The organism is Streptomyces sp. NPDC020884, from assembly GCF_044333935.1.
Classification (GTDB): domain Bacteria; phylum Actinomycetota; class Actinomycetes; order Streptomycetales; family Streptomycetaceae; genus Streptomyces.
The window spans coordinates 19764-43812 of the sequence record NZ_JBIRRY010000003.1; the positions used below are offsets into that span (position 1 = coordinate 19764).

At 72.9% G+C, this 24049-nt stretch carries 26 protein-coding genes; 13 read left to right on the forward strand and 13 right to left on the reverse strand.

The window, feature by feature from the left end:
• Window positions 1-91: 91 nt before the first annotated feature.
• Window positions 92-814, forward strand: a complete 723-nt coding sequence (locus tag ACH4UK_RS10925) for an SGNH/GDSL hydrolase family protein (RefSeq protein WP_398355734.1) — start codon at window positions 92-94, stop codon at window positions 812-814.
• A 5-nt stretch (window positions 815-819) separates the two neighbouring features.
• Window positions 820-1473, forward strand: a complete 654-nt coding sequence (locus tag ACH4UK_RS10930) for a hypothetical protein (RefSeq protein ID WP_398355735.1) — start codon at window positions 820-822, stop codon at window positions 1471-1473.
• Here ACH4UK_RS10930 and ACH4UK_RS10935 read toward each other — a convergent pair.
• Both ACH4UK_RS10935 and ACH4UK_RS10940 read right to left on the reverse strand, forming a co-directional pair.
• Window positions 1428-2300, reverse strand: coding sequence for a LuxR family transcriptional regulator (locus ACH4UK_RS10935; RefSeq protein WP_398355736.1), 873 nt, complete (start codon window positions 2298-2300; stop codon window positions 1428-1430). The genes ACH4UK_RS10930 and ACH4UK_RS10935 overlap by 46 nt on opposite strands.
• Before the next feature lie 85 nt (window positions 2301-2385).
• Complete coding sequence (locus tag ACH4UK_RS10940; protein ID WP_398355737.1) at window positions 2386-2991, reverse strand: response regulator transcription factor; 606 nt, start codon at window positions 2989-2991, stop codon at window positions 2386-2388.
• A 1038-nt stretch (window positions 2992-4029) separates the two neighbouring features.
• Between ACH4UK_RS10940 and ACH4UK_RS10945 the strand changes: the two genes are divergently transcribed.
• A complete protein-coding gene (locus ACH4UK_RS10945) occupies window positions 4030-7251 on the forward strand; it encodes a tetratricopeptide repeat protein (protein WP_398355738.1) in 3222 nt (1073 codons plus the stop codon).
• Between the two features lie 73 nt (window positions 7252-7324).
• Here ACH4UK_RS10945 and ACH4UK_RS10950 read toward each other — a convergent pair whose 3' ends face one another.
• Complete coding sequence (locus tag ACH4UK_RS10950; RefSeq protein WP_398355739.1) at window positions 7325-7600, reverse strand: hypothetical protein; 276 nt, start codon at window positions 7598-7600, stop codon at window positions 7325-7327.
• 1 nt (window position 7601) lies between these two features.
• Window positions 7602-8483, reverse strand: coding sequence for a mycothiol conjugate amidase Mca (gene mca / locus ACH4UK_RS10955; protein ID WP_398355740.1), 882 nt, complete (start codon window positions 8481-8483; stop codon window positions 7602-7604).
• Between the two features lie 169 nt (window positions 8484-8652).
• Between mca and ACH4UK_RS10960 the strand changes: the two genes are divergently transcribed.
• Together ACH4UK_RS10960 and greA are read left to right on the forward strand one after the other, a co-directional pair.
• Window positions 8653-9069, forward strand: a complete 417-nt coding sequence (locus ACH4UK_RS10960) for a DUF4307 domain-containing protein (RefSeq protein WP_398355741.1) — start codon at window positions 8653-8655, stop codon at window positions 9067-9069.
• Window positions 9070-9252: 183 nt separating this feature from the next.
• Window positions 9253-9750, forward strand: coding sequence for a transcription elongation factor GreA (greA, locus tag ACH4UK_RS10965; RefSeq protein ID WP_398355742.1), 498 nt, complete (start codon window positions 9253-9255; stop codon window positions 9748-9750).
• 137 nt (window positions 9751-9887) lie between these two features.
• Here the strand turns inward: greA and ACH4UK_RS10970 are convergent, their stop codons facing one another.
• From ACH4UK_RS10970 to ilvA, 4 genes are all read right to left on the reverse strand, one after another.
• Window positions 9888-10706 (reverse strand): DUF899 domain-containing protein, encoded by an 819-nt coding sequence (locus ACH4UK_RS10970; protein WP_398355743.1) that lies wholly within the window; start codon window positions 10704-10706, stop codon window positions 9888-9890.
• A gap of 133 nt (window positions 10707-10839) precedes the next feature.
• Window positions 10840-11703, reverse strand: a complete 864-nt coding sequence (locus ACH4UK_RS10975) for an ABC transporter permease (RefSeq protein WP_398355744.1) — start codon at window positions 11701-11703, stop codon at window positions 10840-10842.
• On the reverse strand, window positions 11700-12722 hold the full coding sequence (locus tag ACH4UK_RS10980) for an ATP-binding cassette domain-containing protein (protein WP_398355745.1): 1023 nt from the start codon (window positions 12720-12722) through the stop codon (window positions 11700-11702). Before ACH4UK_RS10980 ends, ACH4UK_RS10975 begins: the two co-directional genes overlap by 4 nt.
• A 140-nt stretch (window positions 12723-12862) precedes the next feature.
• Window positions 12863-14092, reverse strand: coding sequence for a threonine ammonia-lyase (ilvA, locus tag ACH4UK_RS10985; RefSeq protein WP_398355746.1), 1230 nt, complete (start codon window positions 14090-14092; stop codon window positions 12863-12865).
• A 157-nt stretch (window positions 14093-14249) separates the two neighbouring features.
• On the opposite strand from ilvA, the gene ACH4UK_RS10990 reads away from it, so the two are divergent.
• The 4 genes from ACH4UK_RS10990 (at window position 14250) to ACH4UK_RS11005 (ending at window position 15911) form a co-directional block, all read left to right on the forward strand.
• The gene (locus ACH4UK_RS10990) at window positions 14250-14780 is read left to right on the forward strand and encodes a MarR family winged helix-turn-helix transcriptional regulator (protein ID WP_398355747.1); all 531 of its coding nucleotides are present in this window, start codon (window positions 14250-14252) and stop codon (window positions 14778-14780) included.
• 86 nt (window positions 14781-14866) lie between these two features.
• Window positions 14867-15394, forward strand: coding sequence for a sigma factor-like helix-turn-helix DNA-binding protein (locus tag ACH4UK_RS10995; RefSeq protein ID WP_398355748.1), 528 nt, complete (start codon window positions 14867-14869; stop codon window positions 15392-15394).
• Window positions 15391-15648: a hypothetical protein gene (locus tag ACH4UK_RS11000; protein ID WP_398355749.1), complete on the forward strand. Its 258-nt coding sequence runs from the start codon at window positions 15391-15393 to the stop codon at window positions 15646-15648. Before ACH4UK_RS10995 ends, ACH4UK_RS11000 begins: the two co-directional genes overlap by 4 nt.
• 71 nt (window positions 15649-15719) lie before the next feature.
• A complete protein-coding gene (locus tag ACH4UK_RS11005; RefSeq protein ID WP_398355750.1) occupies window positions 15720-15911 on the forward strand; it encodes a DUF1059 domain-containing protein in 192 nt (63 codons plus the stop codon).
• A gap of 60 nt (window positions 15912-15971) precedes the next feature.
• On the opposite strand, the gene ACH4UK_RS11010 is transcribed toward ACH4UK_RS11005, so the two are convergent.
• Window positions 15972-17117, reverse strand: coding sequence for a cystathionine gamma-synthase (locus ACH4UK_RS11010; RefSeq protein ID WP_398355751.1), 1146 nt, complete (start codon window positions 17115-17117; stop codon window positions 15972-15974).
• Window positions 17118-17184: 67 nt separating this feature from the next.
• On the opposite strand from ACH4UK_RS11010, the gene ACH4UK_RS11015 reads away from it, so the two are divergent.
• Together ACH4UK_RS11015 and msrA are read left to right on the forward strand one after the other, a co-directional pair.
• Window positions 17185-18288 (forward strand): hypothetical protein, encoded by a 1104-nt coding sequence (locus tag ACH4UK_RS11015; RefSeq protein ID WP_398355752.1) that lies wholly within the window; start codon window positions 17185-17187, stop codon window positions 18286-18288.
• An 85-nt stretch (window positions 18289-18373) separates the two neighbouring features.
• Window positions 18374-19039, forward strand: coding sequence for a peptide-methionine (S)-S-oxide reductase MsrA (gene msrA, locus ACH4UK_RS11020; RefSeq protein WP_398355753.1), 666 nt, complete (start codon window positions 18374-18376; stop codon window positions 19037-19039).
• A gap of 51 nt (window positions 19040-19090) precedes the next feature.
• Here the strand turns inward: msrA and ACH4UK_RS11025 are convergent, their stop codons facing one another.
• The gene (locus ACH4UK_RS11025; protein WP_398355754.1) at window positions 19091-19777 is read right to left on the reverse strand and encodes a TetR/AcrR family transcriptional regulator; all 687 of its coding nucleotides are present in this window, start codon (window positions 19775-19777) and stop codon (window positions 19091-19093) included.
• Window positions 19778-19868: 91 nt separating this feature from the next.
• Between ACH4UK_RS11025 and ACH4UK_RS11030 the strand changes: the two genes are divergently transcribed.
• Complete coding sequence (locus tag ACH4UK_RS11030) at window positions 19869-20783, forward strand: alpha/beta fold hydrolase (protein WP_398355755.1); 915 nt, start codon at window positions 19869-19871, stop codon at window positions 20781-20783.
• A gap of 43 nt (window positions 20784-20826) precedes the next feature.
• On the opposite strand, the gene ACH4UK_RS11035 is transcribed toward ACH4UK_RS11030, so the two are convergent.
• Window positions 20827-21237 carry a helix-turn-helix domain-containing protein gene (locus tag ACH4UK_RS11035; RefSeq protein ID WP_398355756.1) on the reverse strand — a complete coding sequence of 137 codons (411 nt, stop codon included), beginning with the start codon at window positions 21235-21237 and terminating at the stop codon, window positions 20827-20829.
• A gap of 155 nt (window positions 21238-21392) precedes the next feature.
• On the opposite strand from ACH4UK_RS11035, the gene ACH4UK_RS11040 reads away from it, so the two are divergent.
• On the forward strand, window positions 21393-21797 hold the full coding sequence (locus ACH4UK_RS11040; protein ID WP_398355757.1) for a YrdB family protein: 405 nt from the start codon (window positions 21393-21395) through the stop codon (window positions 21795-21797).
• Here the strand turns inward: ACH4UK_RS11040 and ACH4UK_RS11045 are convergent.
• A complete protein-coding gene (locus ACH4UK_RS11045; protein ID WP_398355758.1) occupies window positions 21776-22324 on the reverse strand; it encodes a hypothetical protein in 549 nt (182 codons plus the stop codon). The genes ACH4UK_RS11040 and ACH4UK_RS11045 overlap by 22 nt on opposite strands.
• A 122-nt stretch (window positions 22325-22446) precedes the next feature.
• Entirely contained in the window at window positions 22447-23835 is a 1389-nt protein-coding gene (gene gdhA, locus ACH4UK_RS11050) for an NADP-specific glutamate dehydrogenase (protein WP_398355759.1), read from the reverse strand.
• Window positions 23836-24049 lie beyond the last annotated feature (214 nt).

Consider the following 24049-nt stretch of genomic DNA (forward strand, 5'->3'; position numbering starts at 1 on the left):
TGGTGGCGGGGGCCGGGGGCCGTCGCCTCTCCGTGCTCTCCGGAGACTCTTCCCTCACCCCGGCGACCCCTAATGACGAGGACAACCCCCCATGAATCCCCTCCTGCTGCCCATCGTCGCCGCGCAAGGGCTGTGGGTGCGATCGAAGACCGAGCGGATTCCCCCGGCCGCGGGTCCCACCGAAGGGACCGAGGGGGACGGTGCAGGGGCGCCGATGCGGATCGGTGTCCTGGGTGAATCGACGGCGGCGGGTTGCGGGGTGGACACGCAGGCAGAGGCGTTTCCGGCGCTGCTGGCCGGGCTGCTCGCCGAGCGGACCGGGCGGCCCGTCGGCTGGCAGGTGGTCGGGGAGTACGGTGCCACGCTGCGCCGGGTCCGCCACCGGCTGATGCCCGAGCTGGGCGGCGATCTGGACGTGGCGACGCTGCTCGTCGGCGTGAACGACGTGCTGGTGCGCCGTTCGCCGCAGGACTGGGCGGACGACCTCGGGGCGGTCGTCGATCATCTGGCGGGGCAGGCCGAGCATGTGGTGGTGGCCGGGACCCCGCCGTTCGCGTCGGTGCCGTCGCTGCCGGGGATGCTGGGGCGTTTCCTCGCCGAGCAGGCGGCCGCCCTCGATGTGGCGTCCCGGCGGGTGTGCGCCGAGCGGGAGCGGGTGACCTGGATCGGCGCGGACGTGCTGCTGCCGATGGGACCGGAGTTCTTCGCGCGGGACGGCTTCCATCCGGGGGCGATCGGGTACCGCCGTTGGGCGGAGGCGATCGCCGACCACCTCGCCGACCACCGCGGCGACCTTCTCTCCGAAGCCGTCTGAGCGACATGAGCGACTCCGCACGGCGGGCCGAACCTGCCGACGAACCCGACGCCGAATCCACCTCCGACCGCGAGGCCGAACCCACCTCCGACAGCGAGCCCGAGCCCGCGCCCGCGGACGGGTCGCACCAGGACGGGCCGTCCGGCGAAAGGCCGTCCAAGGAAGGGCCGCACCAGGACGGGCCGTCCGAGGATCTGCCTCTCGAGGACCTGCCGTTCGTGGACGAACACTCCGTACTGGTGAAGGCATCCGCCGCCGCCGTATGGCGGGCGCTCTCACGGGCGTACGGCGGTGGTGGCTCGATGGCGTCGGTGACCGGGGTGTACGGGCATCTGGTGGCTGCCGATCCCCGGCGCAGCGCCGGGGAGCCGCTCGCCGAGGGTTCGACGCTGCCCGGTTTCGCGGTGGCGGAGTCGGTGCCGGAGCGGTTGGTCCGGTTCGCCGGCCGCCACCGGTACTCCCGTTACGCGCTGGTCTTCGCCCTGGCCGAGCGGCCGGGCGGGACGCTGCTCAGCGCGCGTACGTATGCGACGTTCCCGGGGGTGACGGGCCGGGCGTACGGCCGGCTCGTCATCGGGTCGGGGGCGCATGCCGCTCTGCTGACCCGCCAGCTCTATGCCGTACGCCGGCGGGCCGAGGCGGACGCCTCGGCCGGGTGAACCCCGCCCGCTTCCTCTTCTCCGGCCCCGGTCCTGACTCTGGTTCCCCCCTCGATCGGCGCGGCGCGGCGCGGGGTGGGGATCAGGCCGAGTTCAGCGGCGCGTACGCCCATCTGGAAGCGGGAGTTGGCGCCGAGCAGCGTCATGATCTCCGCGACGTAGCGTCCGTAGGTTCGTACCGAGACGGTGAGTTCGCGGGCGGCGACCTCGTCCGTGACGCCTGCGTGCAGGTGGCCGAGTATCCGGCGGGCCAGGGCGGTGCGTTCGCCGTCGCCGAAGACGATGGTCCGGTGGGCGGGGTCCGCGTCGGACCAGACGCTCTCGAAGAGCGAGCAGATGGTGTTGAGGACTTCCGGTGTGCGGATGACCGAGGATCTGGCGCCGGTTTCGGATTCGGTCACCACGAGGGCCGCGCGGCCGTCCACGACGAGGGCCTGAAGCGGTGGCATCCGGCCGCCGCGGACCGCCGAGGGGACGACGGCGCCCCACGGGTCCCGCAGGGGGGCGTCGTCGAGTTGGGGCGGGATGGTCAGGAGGCGTACGGAGACGCCCGACGCGGCGCCGTGCGCCTCCCGCTTGGCCCGGCCCGTCAGGCAGGGGGCCGATTCCCAGAGGCTGGACCGGCGCGCGTCCACCATGTCGATGCTGCGGGTGGCTTCGCCGACCAGGCTCCGGGCGGTGTCGAGGAGTGCGGGCCAGGTGCTGGCCACCGGGGTTGCCAGTACCTGCCGTTCGCCGTCGGCGTCCGGTGCGATGTCGGTCCGTGCGGTGAGCGCCCGTAGTTCGGACAGTGCTTGTTCCAGTGCGATTTTGTGCGTTGTGGACATACTTCCCCCCGGTCCTTCGACCTGTTTCGTCGCTCCCCGCGCCCCTGGACCCCTGGGCCCCGCGGGGCTCCTGGTGATGTCTTGCTCAGGCTGGGAGCAGGCCGTACTCGACCGCTCGCGCTCCGGCCTGGAAGCGGGAGTTGGCGTCGAGCTCGCGCATGATCTCGGCGACGTGGCGCCGGTAGGTGCGCAGTGAGACGTTGATGGCGCGTGCGGCGACTTCGTCGGTGTGGCCCTCGCGCATCCGCTGCAGGATGTCCTGGACGAGTTCGGTGTGCAGTCGCGCACTGGGGCGCTGCCGGTCGGCGAGCGGGCGGCCGCTGGACCAGGCCTGAGTGAAGAGCAGGTGCAGGGCGCGCACGGCGGCCAGGTCGTCGATGACGGCCGGTCCGGCGGGTCCCGGGACGAGTGCGGTGACGCCGTCGGCCACCAGGACGCCGCGCAGTTCGCTGTCGGAGACGCGGATGTCGCGGTACGGGGCGGGGATCTCGCCGAGGCGTTTGGCCAGGTCGTCGGCGAAGCCGGCGACGCACAGGATCTGGACGGCGACGGGGTGCGGGGTGAGGGCGAGGTGCTGGAGGACGGCTTCGGTGAACCGGCCGGGCCCGGTGAGGGTGACGGTCAGGGAGCGTCGGCTCCTGCGGATCAGTCGCCGGACGGCGGTGCCCTCGTCGCACTCCTCCGTGATCACGCATGAATCCGACCGTTCGGCCCGTCTGCCCGTCAAACTCATGTCGATCTTCCCCCGTATCACGCTGTGACTCCGCTCGCAGTCGAAAATCCTGCGCTCGCCGACCGTTTGGCCACTTCAGAGCACCTCTGCGCTTTTCCTACCGATAAATCTCGGCAATACGCAGGGAACTGAAGCGGACTTGCCATCCGTCGACACCTCTCCACCGTAACGGATGGCCATTTTCGATCGTGTCAGATCAAGTCAGTCGGCACCACCACCATTGGGTTGACAGCACGTCAGCAATGGATTAACTCGGGACAGTTCGACCGACGTTGTCCAACGGGTGGGACGCAATGATGCGGGGCCGCGATTTTCGGACGATTTTCCCGAGGGGTGCGTATCAGGGCGCACAGTGTGCGTAGTGAACGAATTGCCTGCTGAGGGATATGTCGCGCGCGACGGGTAATTCCCCAGGACAGGCGGTGGGCCTTGCCGCTGGGCTTGATCACGGCCACCTCGCCGATGAACAGGCACGGGGCGAGGCCGGCACCTTGCGCGATCACCCCGTGCGGCGGTCGTCCGGGGTGCGCGGATCGGTCGGCTCGGTCCTGGGATCAGGGATCTCACCCAGCTCCTGGTGTGTGGCTGAAAGTTGCCCTCCACACGGATATCCGGCCCGCCAGGAGGTGAGTGCTCCGGGGGGAGCGAGGCGCACCGTCCCCGGCGCTCTGCCCAGCGGAACCGGCCGTCGCCGAGCCCCGCCACGGGGATCCCGGCCCTCGCGGACCAGGGGCCCCGCGCACGGCGTGACCGTATACGGCGGGCGAGCGACCGACGCCGCCGCAACGGCCGCCCGACGCCGCCAAAGGTCCCCGGAACGCCCCCCGAACGCCGCCGGAGCACCCCGGGTCGGTCGCCCGCCCGACCTTCCTTGACCGTCCCCTTGCCCGGTGGCCCTCGCGCCGGAGCGCCGTACGCAGGACACTTGATCCTGACGCCGGGTCACTGACGCCCGGCGACGGATGCTCGGGAAGCAGCTCTCGGAGGGGGACTCAGATGCGGGACAGCCATCGGGCGGAAGCCGAGAGGCTGTTGGTGCGCGCCGTGGAGGAGGAGTCGCGGCGCACCGGGGGCCGGACGGACGCCGGTGCGCTGATGGCGCGGGCACGGGCCGCGCTCGACACCATGGCCGCCGGTGCGGGCGAGGAGTACGCCGCGTACACCCAGGCGCTGGACTCGGTGGCGGCGGGAGACCGCCCGCTCGCGGAGCGCTTCAGCCGGGCGACACTCGGAACACCCCTGCTGGTGACGGGTGTTGCCGCTGCGGCGGCGTTCGGCGCCGACCTGGCGCTCGGCGCGAACACCGGCCTGGCGTTCGGCGCGGGCGCGGCCGTCGCGGTGGCCGGCACGGCGACGACCGTGGCGAAGGTGACTGCCTCGCACTGGCCCGCCGCCCACCGTCGCGCCGGGGCGGCCGGACAGCCGGGCGGGGCCGAGCAGTTGCGGCTCCAGTGGCTGACCGCCCTGGAGGTGCGGGGCATCCGCCCGTATCTGGACCAGCAGCGGATGCTGACCCCGGCCACCCGCGCCCCGAAGAAGCAGACCGCCCCGGTGGTACGGCAGTTGCGCGGCGGCGACCGCAGCGCGGCGGCGCGGACCCGGGTGGTGCTGGAGCAGTCCTTCGGCCATCTGCCGCACGCGGAGGGGCCGTTCACCGGCAGGCGGGCCGAGCTGGCGCAGATCGCCCAGTGGGTGCACGCGGCCCGCGCCTCCACCCGGACCCGGCCCACCGTCGTCGTGCTGCACGGCGAGCCGGGGTCCGGGCGGACCGCGCTCGCGGTGCGGGCCGCCCATGCGCTCAAGGACCAGTTCCGGGGCGCGTGCGTGGTCGATCTGCGCGGCCAGGTGGCCGGGGAGAGCCCGCTGCGGACCCGGGACGCCCTGCTGCACCTGCTGAACCGGCTGGGCGCGCCGCGTGAGCAACTGCTGTTCCGGGAGGGCGCTTCGGCCGAGCAGCAGGTGCGGCGGCTCGGCGAGCTGTACCACCAGCACCTCACGGGGACACCGGTCACGATCGTGCTCGACGACGCGACGGACGCCGAGCAGGTGCGCACCCTGGTGCCGGAGCGCTCGGACAGTCTGGTGATCGTCACCGCCCGGGAGCCGCTGGAGCTGCCCGAGGACCTGCCGGCCTGGGTGCACCGGCTGCCGGTCGGGCCGCTGGACGCGGCGGGCGCGGAGGAGCTGCTGCGCGAGGTGGCCGAGGAGGAGGAGACCGGGCCCTACGACTACCCGTCCACGGACACGGTCGTGGAGCTGTGCGGCGGGCTGCCGCTGGCGCTGCGGGTGGCCGGTTCCGCGCTCGGGGCCCGTAGCCGGCACACGCTGGCGGCGGATCTGGGCGCGTACGGCCCGGTGGACCCGGTGGAGCGGGCCCTGTGGCTGCGCTACACCGACCAGGGCGAAGGGGCCCGGCGGCTGCTGCGGCGGCTCGCGCTGGCGGGCCGGGCGAGCCTCGGCGCGGCGGCGGCGGCCTCGCTGCTCGCGGCGGACGAGCAGGAGGCGGAGCGGCTGCTCACCGTGCTGGCGCGGGCCGGGCTGCTCACCCGCGTACGAGGGTCTCGCTACCGGTTGCACGATCTGGTGCGGGCCTTCGCGCTGGCCCGGCTGCTGGACGAGGAGGAGCCGGCCGAGCGGACGGCGGCCCAGGAGCGGCTGCTGAGGAACTACGCGGAGCTGGCCGACGCGGTGATCCGGATGGTCGACGGCAAGATGTCGACCCGTGCGGGGCAGTTCGGCTCGCACGGCTTCGGTTCGCTGGACTCGGCGCTGCGCTGGCTGGACGACGAGTCGAGCTTCATCACGGCGGCGCTGCGGCACGCGGAGGGCGTCGACCAGGGCACGGTGCTGCATCTGCTGGGCGCTCTGTGCGACTACTGCCTGTTGCGCGGCGACCTGTACCGCCTGGGTGAGATCAGCGAGCTGACGCAGGCCGTGGACCAGGGGCTGCTGGAGCGGTCGGTGCAGTGGCGTACGGGCATCGCGGCCCGGCAGCTCGGCGAGCTGGACAAGGCCCGCACCACGCTGTCCTCCGTCGTCGGCCTCTACCACGAGGCGCAGAACGACGCGGGCGAGGCGCTGGCCCTCTGCTCGCTCGGCATCACCCTGCACCACCAGGGCAATCTGACCGAGGCGGCGGCCCGGCTGGGCGAGGCGCTGGCCCTGCAGTCCTCCCGGGCGCAGGCCGAGGACCGGGCCTGGAGCCTGCACGCCCTGGCCGCCGTGGAGCGTGACCGGGGTGATCTGGCGAAGGCGCTCATGCTGCTGGACGACGCGCTGCGCCTCCACCGGGAGGGCGAGTCGCTGCACGGGGAGGCGTGGACGCAGTTCCAGCTGGGGCAGGTGCGGCTGCGGACGGGCGAGGTGGCCCCGGCCGAGGCGGCGCTGAACACCGCTCTGGAGCTGTACGGGCGCACCCGCGACGAACGCGGTGAGGCGTGGGCGCTGACGCAGTTGGCGCGGGCCCGCCTGCTGGAGGGGGATCCGGCGGCCGCTCGGGAGCAGTTGCGCGAGGCGCTGGAGCGGCACCGGGACAACGAGGACGCGCGCGGTGAGGCGTGGACCCTGTACTACCTGGGCCAGGCGCTGGAGGAGGACGGGGACACCGATCAGGCGGTGCGCGAGCTGGAGCGGGCGCGCACGATGTTCTCCCGGATGCGGGACGTGTACGGGCTGGCCTGCGCCCGGCACCATTCGGGCCGGGTGACCCGGGACCAGCGGGCCGCGCAGACGGGCAACCTGCGCAATTCGGGGTTCGCCCGGCAGCTGCTGATGGACGCGCGGGCCGATTTCCGGCGGATCAAGGTGCCGTACGGGGAGGCGTGGGCGTGCGTGGAGCTGGCGTTGATCGACGCGGGCAACGGGCGCGCGCCGCAGGCGCTGGAGCTGTGCGGGGAGGCGGCCGAGCTGTTCGCCTCGTACGGGGACGCGCGGGGCGGCGACTGGGCCCGGTTCCTGCACTGCACGCTGCTGCCGTATGCCTCGCCCGGGGGCAGCGAGGTGGGCACGGTGGTGGCCCAGCAGGAGCTGGCCGAGCTGATCGAGGCCCGGCACCCGGCGCGGGACGGGAAGCTGGAGCAGTCCGCGGCGGCGTTCGCGGTGGCCCTGGAGCGGGGTGTGGACCTGGAGGACGGCTGGCAGGCGTGGCGGCTCGGGCTCACGCCGACGCGCCGCGCGGGCGAGATCATGGGCGTCGCGACGGAGCCGGCCCGGCCGTGACGGCACAGCCGTGACCGGGAGGGCGTCCGGCACCGGGGCCGGACGCCCTGCTCGTACGCGCGCCCCGCGGGGGCTACTTCCGGGCGGTGCCCGCCCCGTTCCCTGCGGGCTCCGCGGACTCGGCGGACTCGGCCGGCTTCGCGGCCTTGGCCGGCTTCGCGTCCGGGTCCGGGGCCTCCTCGAAGTTGACCTTGCCCATGTGGCGGTTCATCGACTTCATCAGCAGCCACACGCCGACGGCGAGCGCCGCGAAGACGAGGAAGCCGAGGACGCCGGGGGTGACCTTGTTCTTGTCGAGCTCTTCGGCGGCGAGCGGGACGAGGTGCGTCAGTGCCTGGGTCGCGTGCATATCAGGCATTGTCGCGGATGCCCGCGAAGAGGTCGCTCTCGGGGAGGGAGGTATCGACCAGAGACTTCGCCAGCTCGTACTCCTCGGTCGGCCAGACCTCGCGCTGGATGTCCATCGGGACCCGGAACCAGCCGCCCTCGGGGTCGATCTGCGTGGCGTGCGCGATGAGCGCCTTGTCGCGGATCTCGTAGAACTCATCGCAGGGAACGTGCGTGGTCAGCGTCCGCTCCACGCGCTCGAACTCCTTCCAGCGCTCCAGCCATTCGCCGTACGGCGACTCCAGGCCGCGGGAGAGGAGCGCCTCGTGCAGCGCGACGGTGCGCGGCCGGTTGAAGCCCTGGTTGTAGTAGAGCTTCTGCGGCGCCCAGACCGGGCCGAACTCGTCCTCGGGGAACCGCTCCGCGTCGGCCGCACCGTCGAACGCGATCATCGAGATCGTGTGCGTCATGATGTGGTCGGGGTGCGGGTAGCCGCCGTTCTCGTCGTACGTGGTGATGACCTGCGGCCGGAACGCGCGGATCTTCGCCACCAGGCGCCCCGCGGCGGTCTCCGGGTCCTCCAGGGCGAAGCAGCCGTCGGGCAGCGGCGGCAGCGGGTCGCCCTCGGGCAGCCCCGAGTCGACGAAGCCGAGCCACTCCTGCTGGACGCCCAGGATCTCGCGGGCCTCGTCCATCTCCTTCTTGCGGACCTCGTGGATGTTCTTCTCGATGTACGCGTCGCCCTGGAGCTTCGGGTTGAGGATGGAGCCGCGCTCGCCTCCCGTGCAGGTCACGACCAGCACGTCCACCCCCTCGGACACGTACTTGGCCATGGTGGCCGCGCCCTTGCTCGACTCGTCGTCGGGGTGGGCGTGAACGGCCATCAGCCGCAGCTGCTCAGTCAAAGCTCGATCCTCAGTCATTGGTCGCTCTGGTCGATCCGGTCTCTGTCTCAGAGGTGCCGGCCCGCGCGACGTCTGTGTGGGGCGCGGTCGGGTGACGGGCGGGCGGCTTCTATAGTGACTGACCGAGGGGCCGGAAAATTCCTCGATGCCAGGTCCGGAGGGAACGATCATGACGGCGGTTCGCGAGGCTGCGCCCGAGGGGCGGTACGGCCGGACCGAGGATCAGCGTGCGGACCGCAAGCTGAAGATCGTCGGATCGGTCCTGGGCGTCGCTCTGCTCGGCGTGATCGGGTGGATCGGGTTCGGCTATGTGGGCGGCCAGGGCATCAGCGCCGAGATGATCAAGTTCAAGATCGTCTCCGACACCCGGGCCGATGTGCACCTGGAGGTCCGCAAGGACCGTGAGGGGCACGGCTACTGCCTGGTGCGGGCGCTCAGCGAGGACGGCTCCGAGGTGGGCCGCAAGGAGGTCCGGTTCGACCGGGCCGAGGACCGGATCGACGAGGTCGTGAGGGTGGTGACCCGGTCCCGGGCGACCGCGGTCGAGCCGATGGGCTGCACGGCCGACGACGGCCCGACGGACTGATCCGGGCACACCCCTGTTGACCTGCGACGATACGGGTCGCAGCGGCTGCCCCGGGCGTGTGACGGTTTACCTTCTCCCCCTTTTCCTGCGGAATTGTTAGGCTCGTGGTTTCGCCCACCCGTGGAAGCACATGCTTCTGGGTAGGGCGATGCTTTGTATTCCCAGCACCGACGAGGAGCACCTGTGACCCAGACCAGCGAAAACGTCACCTGGCTCACGCAGGAGGCGTACAACCAGCTCAAGGCCGAGCTGGAGTACCTGTCTGGTCCCGCGCGCACGGAGATCGCCGTCAAGATCGCGGCGGCCCGTGAGGAGGGTGACCTCCGGGAGAACGGCGGGTACCACGCGGCCAAGGAGGAGCAGGGCAAGATGGAGCTGCGGGTGCGCCAGCTGACCCAGCTCCTGGAGCACGCGAAGGTCGGCGAGGCGCCGGCCGACGACGGCGTGGTCGAGCCCGGCATGGTCGTCACGATCGCTTTCGACGGCGACGAGAGCGACACGATGACCTTCCTCCTCGCCTCCCGCGAATACGCCAGCACGGAGATCGAGACGTACTCCCCGCAGTCCCCGCTCGGCATCGGCGTGGACGGCAAGCGGACGGGCGAGAACGCGGACTACGAGCTGCCGAACGGCAAGACCGCCACGGTGAAGATCCTGGCGGCGAAGCCCTACGCCGGCTGACCCGGCCCTTCACGACGGATCGACGCGGGAGCCCCGGCCTCAGGGAGGCCGGGGCTCTTTCGCGTCCTCGCCCGGCGGACCGGGTCGTCCCGGCGGATCGCGTCGCCCGGCGGACCGGGTCGTCGCGGCCGGCCGGGTCAGGAGCAGTCGCCGGTGCGGCCCAGGGTCTTCTCCGGGGTCGCGCCGGGGCGGGTCCACTGCGCGGTGGGGCGGCTGGTCGGGCCCCAGTCCGCGATCCCGTCCGCGGACGTGCGCCAGTACCAGCAGACCTGGCCGCCCTCGCCCGGATACCCGTCGCGGACCCGGCCGAGCACCGGCCGGCCCTCGGGGTTCTCCTCCCACGCCTCGCCACGGCCGTAAGGCGTCATGTCGAGCAGGGCGAAGGAGCCGTTGGCCGGCTCGATTCCGCGGCCGGTGGTGGAGTAGGTGAGGAAGACCCGCCCGCCGTCGCGCAGGAAGCAGGCGAGGTGTCCCATCTCGCCGCCGATCGGCGCGTCCAGGCCCCGCACCGAGTACCAGGGCTGGGTGTAGCCCATGAACGCGGTGTAGGCGGCCACCTCCTCCCAGGCCCCCGAGGTCAGGACGGCGAACGAGACGCCCCGGGCGTTGAGGTAGACAGCGTCCTTCATGTGCCAGACCGCGTCGGTGCAGCCCTCGCACTGGCCCTGGTGCGGTGCGGCGTCGTACCACATGTGCTGGTAGACGACGAGTTCGTCGCGGCCCTCGAAGAGGTCCAGGAACGGGACCGGGCCCTGGGGACCGACGACCTCGACGGTCCCGTCGACCTCCGTCATCGGCAGCCGGCGGCGGGCCGCCGCGATGGCGTCGCCCTGCCGCATATGGGCCTTCTCGCGGACCAGGAGCTCGTCCCGGGCGGCCTGCCAGGTGGCCGGGTCGACCACCGGCGGGAGGCCGGGCCGCGGGGCGGCCGGGTCGTCGTCGGGTGCGGTCGTCATGGTGTCCTCCGTGGTGTCTGGCACCGGGGATGCCGGTGGGACGCGTGCCGGGGATCCGGTGGGACGCGTACCGGGGATGCAGAGAAGTGACTCGTGACGCCGCCAGGATTCATCGCTCCGCCCGGAGCGGGTGTCAGACGGCGGCCGAGCGGTACTTGCGGACCGCGAGGGTGCGGAAGACCACGATGATCAGCACGGACCAGATGACCGAGGCGAGGATCGGGTGCTCCATCGGCCAGGCCCCGGTGACCGACTTCGGCACGCCCGGCATCGTGTTCCCGAAGAGTTCCCGGGCCCCCGCCACGGTCGCGCTGAACGGGTTCCATTCGGCGACGTGCTGGAGGAACGTCGGCATTCCGGTGACCGGCACGAAGGCGTTCGAGATGAACGTCAGCGGGAACAGCCAGATCAGCCCGCCGGAGGTCGCCGCCTCCGGGGTGCGCACGGACAGCCCGATCAGGGCCCCGATCCAGGAGAACGCGTAGCCGAGCAGGAGCAGCAGCAGGAATCCGCAGAGCACCTTGCCGATGTTCTCGTGGGTGCGCCAGCCGACGATCAGCGCGACTCCCGCGAGCACGACGAGGGTGAGGGTGGTCTGTACGAGATCGGCGAGGGTCCGGCCGGTGAGGACCGCGCCCCGGGCCATGGGCAGCGACCGGAAGCGGTCGATGAGGCCCTTGTGCATGTCGTCGGCGATGCCCGCACCGGCGCCCGCGGTGGCGAAGGTGACGGTCTGGGCGAAGATGCCCGCCATCAGGAATTCCTTGTACAGCTGCGGGTCGGTGGAGCCGCCGATACTGATCGAGCCGCCGAAGACGTACGTGAAGAGCACCACGAACATGATCGGCTGGATCAGCCCGAAGATCACCATCTCGGGGATCCGGGTCATCCGGATCAGATTCCGCTTGGCGACGACGAGGGAGTCCTTCACGGACTGGGCGAGGCCCCCGGAGGGGCGGGGGGCCGGCGTGGGTGCGTCCTTGGCGATCGCGCTCACTGGGTGCCCTCCTTGCTCCGGGAGCCACGGGACTGTTCCGCCGGTGCCCCGCCGGACTCCTCGTCCCCGTTCTCGCGCGCCTCGGCCGCATGACCGGTGAGGGAGAGGAAGACGTCGTCCAGGGTGGGTCTGCGCAGGGCGATGTCGTCGATCTCCACACCCCGGGCGTCCAGGTCGCGGATGATCTCGGCGAGCAGCTTGGCCCCGCCGCTCACCGGGACGGTCAGTTTGCGGGACAGCTGGGCGACGGTGACCTCGCCCTTGCCGAGGGCGGTCAGCACGGACCGGGCGCGCTCGATCTCGTCGGGGCGGTGCACGACGACCTCGACGCGCTCGCCGCCGGTGCGGGCCTTGAGCTGGTCGGAGGTGCCACGGGCGATGACCTTGCCGTGGTCGATGACGCAGATGTCGTGGGCGAGGCGGTCGGCCTCCTCGAGGTACTGCGTGGTCAGCAGCAGGGTCGTGCCGCCCGCCACCAGGTCCTCGATGACGTCCCAGAGCTGCTGCCGGTTGCGCGGGTCGAGGCCGGTCGTCGGCTCGTCCATGAACATCACGGGCGGTGAGACGACGAGCGCCGCCGCGAGGTCGAGGCGTCGGCGCATACCGCCGGAGTACGTCTTGGCGGTGCGGTCGGCGGCGTCGCCGAGGTTGAACCGGTCCAGCAGGACGCCCGCACGGGCCTTCGCGTCCCGGGCGCTCAGCTGGTAGAGCTGCCCGACCATCTGGAGGTTCTCCCGGCCGGTCAGATACTCGTCGACCGCGGCGAACTGTCCGGAGAGCCCGATCGAACGGCGTACCTCGTTGGGCTTCTTCAGGACGTCGATGCCGGCCACGACGGCGGTGCCGCTGTCCGGGCGCAGCAGCGTGGTCAGCACCCGTACGGCGGTGGTCTTGCCCGCGCCGTTGGGCCCGAGCAGTCCGAGGACGGTGCCCTCGGGGACGTCGAGATCGACGCCGTCCAGGGCTCGTACGTCACCGAAGGTCTTGACCAGACCTTCGGCGTGGATCGCACCTGGCATGGAAGGACTCCCCCGTCACTCGCGGATGGTGTCGCCGGTGGCGGCTCTCTGAGCCGATCCTAGGATCGGCGGGTGCCCGCCGCCCGCTGAACGGTCACATCCGGCCAGACCGCGCGAATCAGCCGTTGTGGGCGCCTTCCTCAGCCCATCACCCGGTAGCCCGCCGCGCGCAGCGCCGCCTCGACCTCCGCGCAGTGCCGCGGTCCCTTCGTCTCCAGATGCAGGTCGACCTCGGCCTCGGTCAGCCCGAGGCGCGGGTCGGTGCGCACATGGCTGATGTCGAGGACGTTGGCGTCGGCCACGGTCAGCGTGGCCAGCAGGGCGGCCAGCGCCCCGGGGCGGTCGGTGAGCCGCAGCCGCAGGCTCAGGTAGCGGCCCGCGGCGGACATCCCGTGCCGCAGGATGCGCTGCATCAGCAGCGGGTCGACGTTGCCGCCGGACAGCACGGCCACCACCGGGCCCCGGAACGCCTTCGGGTCGCTGAGCAGCGCGGCCACCGGGCTGGCTCCGGCCGGCTCGACGACCAGCTTGGCCCGCTCCAGGCAGAGCAGCAGCGCGCTGGACAGCTCGTCCTCGGTGACCGTGCGGACCTCGTCGACCAGCTCTGCGACCAGCCGGTACGGCACGTCGCCGGGGCGGCCCACCTTGATGCCGTCGGCCATCGTGGCCGGGAAGTCGAGCGAGACGGGGTGCCCGGCGGCCAGGGACGGCGGGTAGCAGGCGGCGCCCTCGGCCTGGACGCCGACGATCCGGATGTCGGGGCGCAGGGCCTTCACCGCGACGGCGACGCCCGCGGCGAATCCGCCGCCGCCGATGCCGAGGACGATCGTGCGGACCTCGGGGCACTGCTCCAGGATCTCCAGACCGACGGTGCCCTGGCCCGCGATGATGTCGGGGTGGTCGAAGGGGTGGATGAAGACCGCGCCGGTCTCCTCCGCGTAGTGCTGGGCCGCGGCGAGGGTCTCGTCGACGACCTGGCCGTGCAGCCGCACCTCGGCCCCGTACTCCTGGGTCGCGGCGACCTTGGGCAGGGGTGCGCCGACGGGCATGAAGACCGTGGAGCGCACGCCGAGGAGGGTCGAGGCGAGCGCGACGCCCTGGGCGTGGTTCCCGGCGCTGGCGGCGACCACCCCGGCCGCCCGCTCCACCGGGGTGAGGCCGGAGATCCGGACGTAGGCGCCGCGCAGTTTGAAGGAGCCGGTGCGCTGGAGGTTCTCGCACTTGAGGTGGACCGGGGCGCCGACCAGTTCGGTCAGATGGCGGCTGCCCTCCAGCGCGGTCACCCTGGCCACCCCGTCCAGCATTTTCTGCGCGCCCCGGACGTCGTCGAGGATCAGGGCCGGGTGCGGGGCGGTCGTGCGGAAGCTCATGTCCGCAAGTCTTGCAGCTCGCAGGGCGCCCGGCAGAGTTGTCTCACAGCGGCCTGCGGTGGTGTCCGCAGGTTTGTGCGGCACTGGTACGCGTTGCCCCGGGGCCGCGTACTCTGTCCCCCACCCATCCGACACCGCACGAAGAGAGCCCCCGGCCATGCCCCCTCAGGACATGACGACTGCTGCGTCTCCTTCCGGGGGCGCCGCCCCCGAACACCCGGGCCCCGACCGCCTGCTGGACGCGCTCCAGCACCAGGTGGCGGTCTTCGCCCGCCGTGCCGAGCAGACCCGCCTCGGTGGTGTCGGCCAGGTCCGCAACTCGATGGACCGGGCGGCCTACCTGCTGCTGAACCGGCTGGACCGGGAAGGCCCGATGGGCGTCAAGGCGCTGGCGGCCGGGATGGGTATCGACTCCTCGACGGTGACGCGGCAGGTCGCGCCGCTCGTCGACACCGGCCTGGTCAAGCGCACCTCGCACCCCGAGGACGGCCGGGCCGTGGTGCTCCAGCTCTCGCCGCGCGGTCAGGCCCGGCTGGAGGAGGTCCGCGCCTCGCGGCGCGAGCTGATGTCCCAGGTGACGGACGGCTGGTCGCAGGAGGAGCGGGACACGTTCTGCGCGCTGCTCACCCGTTTCAACTCCTCCCTCGCCGCCCGCCAGGCGGCGCACCAGCCGCCGCAGTCCGACTGACGGCGCGGCACACCGGCGAAGGGGCCTCGCACCGGCCGCGTCCGGGCTCTTGACCTGGGCGGTGTTCCGGGGCTCGTATGTGGTCCATGGCAGAGCGGGCGACCCACCGGGACCGGCTCCGCGCCCTGGAGTTCGAGGACTTCGTGGCGGGCGCGGGCGGACGCCTGCTGCACACGGCGACGCTGCTCACCGGCGAACCGTCGCAGCCGCCGGGCGCGTACGTACGGGCCGAGCGGCTGCTGCACGCGGCGCTCGCGTGCACCTACGCCGACTGGGACCGGCTGCGCGGCGGCGACCCCTACGACCGGGCCCGCCGGGAGTTGGCGCTCCGGTTCGCCCGGGAGGCCCGGCGCCACCAGCGGCCGCGCGGCGGTCCGCTGGACCGGCTGACGCCCATCGAGCGGCTCGTTCTGGTCCTGCGCGTGTACGAGGAGGTCGGCGAGGAGCAGACGGCGGCGCTGCTCGGGCTGCCGGCGGACCGGATCCGGGCGGTGTGCGCCCGCGCGGTGGCGACGCTGCGGGCGGCCGGGCCCCGGCGCGTGCGGGCCGTCGCCCCGCGCGGGAGCGCCGGGGCGGGGCCGGGCACGGCTCCGGGGCCCCGGGGGACGCCGTGAGCGCGGACCGGCGGGACCCGCGCGAGGAGCAGGTCCGGCGGATGCTGGACGGACCGCATCCGGTCCTGCCGCCGGATCTGGCGGAGCGGGCGGTCCGGCGCGGCGGCCGCCGGCTGCGGCTGCGCCGGGCGGCGGGGCGGACGGCGGGCTGGGTGCTGGGTGTGGCGCTCGCCGCGTTCCTCGTCTGGGTCGGCGTCGAGCAGCCGTGGGCCACCGAGCCCGCCCAGGTCACTCCGCCGTTGGAGGGCTGGTGAGCCGTTGGGGGTCCCGGTGCGGGAGGCCTACGCTGGAGGGGCCGGCTGTCGTACGAGCCGAGGAGGCCGTGATGACCAGGAAGGTCGCGGACTGCCGCAGGTATCCGAGCGAGACGAACTGCTCCCTCACGCTCATCGGTGAGGAGGACGAGGTCGTCCGGGCCGCGAGTGAGCACGCTGCGTCGGTCCATGGACACGAGGACGGTCCCGAACTGCGCGAGCAGATCAGGGGCATGCTGGAGGACGAGAAGGTGGGCGTCTGAACGTGCGGGGGCGCCCGCCGGTCACGGCGGGCGCCCCCGTGTTCTCCGGGTGGGGGCGGGTCAGCCCAGTGCCTGGGTGAGGTCGGCGAGCAGGTCGTCGCCGTTCTCGATGCCGACGGAGAGCCGGACCAGGTCGGCGGGGACCTCCAGCGGAGAGCCGGCGGCGGAGGCGTGCGTCATCCGGCCCGGGTGCTCCAGGAGGGACTCCACACCGCCGAGCGACTCGCCGAGCGTGAAGAGCTTCGCGCGGTTGCAGACCTCGACCGCCGCCTCCTCGCCGCCCGCGACGCGGAAGGACACCATGCCGCCGAAGGCCTTCATCTGCTTGGCGGCGATCTCGTGGCCGGGGTGCTCGGGCAGGCCCGGGTAGAGGACCTGGGAGACCTTGGGGTGCCGGGTCAGCAGGTCGGCGACCTTGGTGGCGTTCTCGGTGTGCCGGTCCATGCGGACGGCGAGGGTCTTGATGCCGCGCAGCACGAGCCAGGCGTCGAAGGGGCCGGCGACCGCGCCCATGGCGTTCTGGTGGTACGCCAGTTCCTCGGCGAGCTCCGGGTCGCTGACGACGAGCGCGCCGCCGACGACGTCGGAGTGGCCGCCCATGTACTTGGTGGTGGAGTGCACGACGACGTCCGCGCCGAGCGAGAGCGGCTGCTGGAGGTAGGGCGAGGCGAAGGTGTTGTCGACGACGAGGCGCGCCCCGGCCTGCCGTGCGACCTGGGCGACGGCGGCGATGTCGGTGATGCCGAGCAGCGGGTTGGACGGGGTCTCCACCCAGATCGCCTTGGTGCGCGGGGTGATCGCGGCCCGTACGGCGGCCACGTCCGAGGTGTCGGCCACCGAGAACTCCACGCCCCACCGCGAGGCGACCTTCGCGAACAGCCGGAACGTGCCGCCGTAGGCGTCGTTCGGGATGACCACGTGGTCGCCGGGGGTCAGCAGCGTACGCAGGAGGCAGTCCTCGGCGGCGAGGCCGGAGGCGAAGGCGAGACCGCGGCGGCCGCCTTCGAGGGCCGCGAGGTTCTCCTCGAGGGCGGTGCGGGTCGGGTTGGCGCTGCGGCTGTACTCGTAGCCGCCGCGCAGTCCGCCCACGCCGTCCTGCTTGTACGTGGACACCTGGTAGATCGGCGGAACCACCGCACCGGTGAGGGGGTCGGCCGTGTTCCCCGCGTGGATGGCGAGGGTTTCGAAGCTGTGCTCGTCGCTCATGAGGCCCGAGCGTAGTTCGTACGGAGGGCCCTTACCGGCCACTCGCCACTCCGGGGACAATGGAGCCATGGAGATTCTGTTGTTCCTGCTCGCGATGTGCATGCTCGCGGCGGTGATCGGTCCGTGGGTCATGCGCCGCCGGGGCGGTATCCGCCAGGTCGACCCCGGTTCGCCGGACGCGGCCGACCCGGACACGTACGGCTTCGCCCGCCAGGAGGAGCTGGACGTCCGGATGCCGGGTCCCGACCAGGACCTCCTGGACGTGCTGGACGTCGTCCAGGGCACCCAGGACTGGCGGGCGGCCTCCCAGTTGCTGGCCGGGACGTCGAAGGAGGGCGAGGTGCGCTGGCAGCGGATCCAGGCCTTCGCGGGCTCCGCCTCGCTGGAGCTGGCGCAGCGGCCCGGCGTCGGCGGCGCGTGGCTGCGGACCTGGCGTGCGGAGTCCCCGAAGGACGCGGGCGGTGCGGCGGTGCACGCGGAGTTCCTGGTGCAGCAGGCGTGGCGGTCCTCGGCGGCGGGGAGCGACGACTTCCGGATCATCCTGGAGGAGGCCCGTACGGTCTGCGGCGAGGCGGCGCTGCTCGCGCCGGGCGATCCCGTCCCGTACATCGTGGAGCTGGCGGTGGCCCGGGGGCTCGGCTACTCCCCCGAGCAGTTCGACCAGCTCTGGGCGAAGATCATCGACCGGGCTCCGGCGCACTTCGGCGCGCACATCGCGGCGCTGCACTTCCACTGCGAGAAGTGGCACGGCTCCCGCGCGGACGCCGACCGCTTCGCGACGGCCGCCGCGGCCCGCGCCCCGCGGGGTTCGCTGCTCGCGGCGCTGCCGCTGTTCGCGGTGTACGAGCACCTGCCGGAGGTCAATCTGGTGCAGGGCTTCTACCGCGGCCAGGTGGTGACCAAGGCGGTCGAGGGCGCGATGTTCGCGGTGCACGCGGCCCGGCCGGACGATCCGATGCTCGCCCACGTGCGTCATCTGCTGGTGCTGTTCCTGGTCCACATGGAGCGCTGGTCGGAGGCGATGCAGCAGCTGGTCCGGATCGACGGTCATGTGGGCGCGCTGCCGTGGACCCAGGATCCGGACCCGGCCGCGCAGTACACGGTCTACCGGGCGCTGGCGGTCGCGGGGTACGAGGCGAACGGCGGCAGCCCGGCGACGCTGTCGCTCTGATCGCCGGTGTGTGCGGCCGCCCGGAATCCGGGCGGCCGCTCCCTTGTTGTAGGTACCGAACACCGATCCCCGGAGGAGCCCCCGTATGTTCCTGAACCGCCGCACCCCCGAGCTCCCCACCCCGGAGCAGGCCCTGCGCGGCCGCCCCGTCCCCGAGTTCACCGTCCCCTCCCGCCACACGGTCCTCGGCAACCCCCTGGTGGGCCCGTATCCGGAGGGCCTGGAGGTGGCGGACTTCGCGCTGGGCTGTTTCTGGGGCGCGGAGCGGAAGTTCTGGCAGACCGAGGGCGTCTGGACGACGCTCGTCGGCTACCAGGGCGGCTACACCGAGAATCCCTCGTACGAGGAGGCCTGCTCGGGCCTGACCGGGCACACGGAGGCGGTGCGTGTCGTCTTCGACCCCGCGGTCGTCCCGTACGAGGAGCTGCTGAAGCTGTTCTGGGAGTCGCACAACCCGACCCAGGGCTTCCGCCAGGGCAACGATGTGGGCACCCAGTACCGCTCGGCGATCCACACCCACTCCCCCGCGCAGGCGGCGGCCGCCGAGGCGTCCCGTGCGGCGTACCAGAAGGTCCTGCACGCCTCGGGCCACAAGGACATCACCACGGAGATCCTCCCGGCCGAGGGCCGCCCGTTCTGGCCGGCGGAGGCGTATCACCAGCAGTATCTGGACAAGAACCCGGGCGGCTACTGCGGCATCGGCGGTACGGGCGTGTCCTGCCCGATCGGCGTGGCCCCGGCCGAGAGCTGACCCGCACCGGAGGAGAGGCCTCCGGGCCTCTCGGCTGACGCGGGCCCCGCGTCAGCCGGTCAGCATCGCCGGAAGCAGCTGCCGCAGCAGCCGGACGAACAGGGTGTCCCGGTCGCCCGGGGGCGGGTCGCCGGCCGTGGTGAGGGCGGCGAGCAGGTGCGGGTGGCGGCCCTCGGCGGCGACCGCGGCCAGGTGGGCCGCCTGGGCGGCCGCCGTGGTGGCGATGGCCTCGCGTCGGGCGAAGAGCACGGCCAGTCCGCCGAGGAGGCCGATGGCCTCCAGCTTCTGCCCGCTGGTGCCCGGCGCGGGGGCCAGGATGCCGAGCGCGTGGTCGAGGTAGTCGATCGCGTGCGGCCCCAGCACCTCGCCGCGCCGGTCGTCGAGGTCGGCCAGCCAGGGGTGCCGGACGTGCGCGGCCCGGTACTGGAGGGCCAGGCCGACGAGCCCGTCCAGCCAGTCGCCGCCAGGGGCGGCGGAGAGGTCCAGCTCGCCGGCGACCGCGTCCGCCATCAGGTCCAGCAGCTCGTCCCGGCTCCCCACGTAGCGGTAGAGCGAGGCGGGCCCGGTGCCCAGCCGCTGGGCGAGCGCGCGCATCGACACCGCTGCCAGGCCCTCCGCGTCGGCGAGGGCGAGGGCCGCCTCGGTGATCTGGGGGCGGCTGCGTTCGGGGACGGGGCCGCGCGCTCCGCGCTCGGGGCGTGACCAGACGGTGGTCGGCGGGGTCTCGTGGTCGGCCACTGTCCGCCACCTTCCTTTCGGGAGTCGTGAACCGGCTGTAGTCTAATACTGCGAACACCGATCGCAGTATCTCGCCACCGAAGGAGCTCCCATGACCTGGACCGAACGCCGCTTCGCCCGCAACGGTGCGGTCGAGCTCGCCCACGACCGGCTCCAGGAGGGCGCGGACGGCGAACCGCTGCTCCTGTTGATGGGCCTGGCGGTCTCCCGGCACTGGTGGCCGGGGTCGCTGTGCGCGGCCTTCGCCGACGCCGGGTTCGCCGTCGCCCGCTACGACCAGCGGGACGCGGGCGAGTCCACCCGGCTGCCGAAGCGCGCCGGCCGGGGCAACCCCTTCGCCGCCCTGGCCGCCGGGCGCGGTGCGGCCTACACCGCCGAGGACATGGCCGACGACGCGGTGGCCGTCATGGACGCGCTCGGCTGGGAGTCGGCGCACCTCTTCGGACATTCGATGGGCGGCGCCGTCGCCCAGCGCGTCGCCCTGCGCCACCCGGACCGGGTGCGCACGCTCACCTCGTCCGCCGCGCTGCCCAGCGACGTCGGCGGGCTGGCGGCCTTCCGCCATCTCCGGCTCGGCACACTCGCGAAGTTCGCCCGCGTCAAGCCCGCCCGGAACCGGGAGGAGCGGATCACGGCCGGGCTCACGGTGGCGCGGCTCTGCGCGTCGCCGGGCTACCCGTTCGACGAGGCGGAGGCCCTGGAGCGGATCACCGCCGACGTGGACTCCGGCATCGCCGACCCGGACGCCCAGTCCCGCCAGATCGGTGCGGCCTGGCACGGCCCGTCCCTGGCCGAACTGCGCGTCCCCGCACTGGTGCTGCACGGCATGGACGACCCGCTGCTCAAGCCCTCCGCGGGCCGGGCCACCGCCGCGGCGATCCGCGATGCCCGACTGGTCCTCCAGCCAGGCGTCGGCCACGACATTCCGCGCGAGCTGCACGCGACGGTCGCCGCCGAGGTGCGGGCGCTCGCGGACCGGGCCGCCCGGGTGGACGACCGCGCGTAGGGACCGCCCCGCGGTCAGGCCACACGGTCATGCCGCCCCGTGGTCAGGCCGCCAGCTGCACGCCGCCCATCGGACCCGCCGGGCCCACGGACCGGTGGCCGCCGGCCGTCCCGAGCGACCGGGGCCGGGACCGCGCCGCCACCAGACTGACCAGGCGCTCCCCGGCCAGCGCCAGGACGTCGGCGAGGCTCAGGCCGAGCGCCTGGGCGGCGGCGGCCAGCACCTCGGACGAGGCCTCCTTGAGGCCCCGCTCCACCTCGGAGAGATACGGCATGGAGATCCGGGCCGCCTCGGCCACATCCTTCAACGTCCGTCCCTGCGCCCGGCGTTCGCGGCGCAGCACCTCTCCGACGAGGTCGCGCCAGAGCGGCTCCCGGGGCGCGGCCGGGGCCACCGCCGTCGGGAACGGGCGCAGGGGGATCACGTCGGCCTGGTTCGTCGCTCGGATGCTCACCGTCCCAGCCTAGGAGCAGCGGGCCGCCCCGGCACCGGTCGGGCGTTGCGCTCCGGGCGAATCTGCTGGTGGCGAAGGAGCGTGACAGAGGGCCGGGCGCGGGGGACGGCCGCTATCGTCACGCCCGACAGCGGGTTCTCTTCAGGGGGTTCAGGGTGACGCGGGAGCAGCCGGCGGGACGCGCGGGGCACCACGATCCGCACGCGCTCCGCGACCACCCCTGGTTGGCCGCCAACGAGCTCTTCGCCTTCCTGCTGGAGCTGGTGGCGATCGGCTGCCTGGCGCTGTGGGGCTTCACCGCCGTGGACGGAGTCCTCGTATCGGTCCTGCTCGGCCTCGGGACGCCCGCGGCGGCCGTGACCCTGTGGGGACTGTTCGCCGCGCCCCGCGCCCGGTTCAGGCCGCCGCTCGCGGGGGTGCTGGCGGTGAAGACCCTGGTCCTCGGCGGCGGCGCGGCGGCCGTGTACGCCCTGGGGCACCCGGTCGCGGCCGGGGCGCTCGCCGTCGTCCTGGCCCTGAACACGGGCTGCGCGGAGTACTACCGGCGGCGGCGCCAGTAGGCGGTCGCGAGAGCGAGGGTAATGGGTCCCCAGGCGGCGATGGGGGTGACGCACACCGTCGCCAGCGCGTTCCAGGCGGCATGGGAGTACCCGACGCCGTCGATGACGCCGTAGAAGGTGAGGTCGCGACCGCCGCCCAGGGGGACGGCGGTGAACAGGAAGGTGAGGACCAGGCCGCCCAGGACGGCCGGGACGACGGCCGCCATCGGCCGGACGCGGCGGCCGCCGATGACCGGTATCCAGGCGGGCGCCACCTCTCCCCAGCCCCGCACCAGCCCGATGGTGAGGATCGCGATCACTTCCGTCAGCACGCTGAGCCCGAGGACGTAGGGGATGCTCAGCCAATAGGCGGGCAGGCCGCCCTCCTGCACCTGCCCCATCTCGAAGTGCAGGGCGAAGGGCAGCCGCCACAGGCACGCCGGCAGCAGGAGCAGCGGCAGCGCGTACGCCAGGCGCGTCGCCCAGCGCGGAACGGGCCGCTCGGTGTCACCCTCGGGCGGGGGCCGGTGAAGGATCTTCGGCGTCATGGCTCCACCCTCGCGGAGCGCACGGGCCGGGGAATCCCCCACGCGGACCGGGCCGCTCCCCCGCGCGGGGGAGCCCGCGTCCGGGGAGCGGCCCGGGACCTCCCGCGCCTCTGGGCGTACGGTCAGATCAGCCCCTGCGCCAGCATCGCGTCCGCGACCAGTTCGAAGCCCGCGATGTTCGCACCCACCACGTAGTTGCCGGGGCTCCCGTAGCGCTCCGCGGTCGTGAAGCAGGAGTCGTGGATGTGCCGCATGATCTCCGCGAGGCGCTCCTCGGTGTGGGAGAAGGTCCACGAGTCCCGGGACGCGTTCTGCTGCATCTCCAGCGCGCTCGTCGCGACCCCGCCCGCGTTGGCCGCCTTGCCGGGGGCGAAGGCGACGCCCGCTTCCTGGAACACCCGGACCGCCTCCGGGGTGGTGGGCATGTTGGCGCCCTCCGCGACCGCCTTGACCCCGTTGCGCACGAGGTCCAGGGCGTCGGCCTCGTGGAGTTCGTTCTGGGTGGCGCAGGGCAGGGCCACGTCCACGGGGACCGACCACACCCCCGTACCGGGCACGAACCGGGCGTGTGCGCCGCGTCGTTCCGCGTACTCCGAGACCCGGCCCCGGCCGGCTTCCTTGATCTCCTTGAGGAGGGCGAGGTCGATGCCCTTCTCGTCGACGACGAAGCCGCTGGAGTCCGAGCAGGTCACCACGGTCGCGCCGAGCTGCTGGGCCTTCTCGGTGGCGTAGATGGCCACGTTGCCGGAGCCGGACACCGCGACGGTCTGGCCTTCCAGGGACTCGCCCCGGCTGCGCAGCATCTCGGCGGTGAACAGGACCGTGCCGTAACCGGTGGCCTCCGTGCGGGCCTGCGCGCCGCCCCAGCCGAGGCCCTTGCCGGTGAGGACGCCGGACTCGTAACGGTTGGTGATCCGCTTGTACTGGCCGAAGAGGTAGCCGATCTCACGGCCGCCCACGCCGATGTCACCGGCCGGGACGTCGGTGTACTCCCCCAGGTGGCGGTGGAGTTCGGTCATGAAGGACTGGCAGAACCGCATGATCTCGGCGTCGGACCGGCCCTTGGGGTCGAAGTCCGCGCCTCCCTTGCCGCCGCCGATGGGCATGCCGGTGAGGGCGTTCTTGAAGATCTGCTCGAAGCCGAGGAACTTCACGATGCCGAGGTTGACCGAGGGGTGGAAGCGCAGCCCGCCCTTGTAGGGGCCGAGCGAGCTGGAGAACTCCACCCGGAAGCCGCGGTTGACGTGGATGTCGCCGGAGTCGTCCGACCACGGCACCCGGAAGATCAGCTGGCGCTCCGGTTCGCATATCCGCTCGATGATGCGGGCGTCGACGAACTCGGGGCGCTGCGTCAGCACCGGCCCGAGCGTCTCCAGGACCTCGCGGACCGCCTGGTGGAACTCCTGCTCCCCCTGGTTGCGGCGCAGGACCTCGGCGTAGAGCGGCTCGATGACACGGGCCGCGGCATCCTGGGCGCGGGCGGAGTCGGGCGATTGAGGGATGACCGGCATCTGATCAAGACCTTCCGTGGTCGGCTCGTGCGCGTCGGCGCCCCCGTCCCGGAAGGCGCCACCGGTCCGCGTTCCCCGCCGGAGCCCCGCGGACTCCCCCTCGGGAGGAACGCGCGGCCGTCGCCCGGCCGGGCGACGCGCAGGACCGTCGTACGGTCCGATTCTCCCGTGCGACCCGATGATCTTCGAGGACCATCCATATAGTGGCCACGCC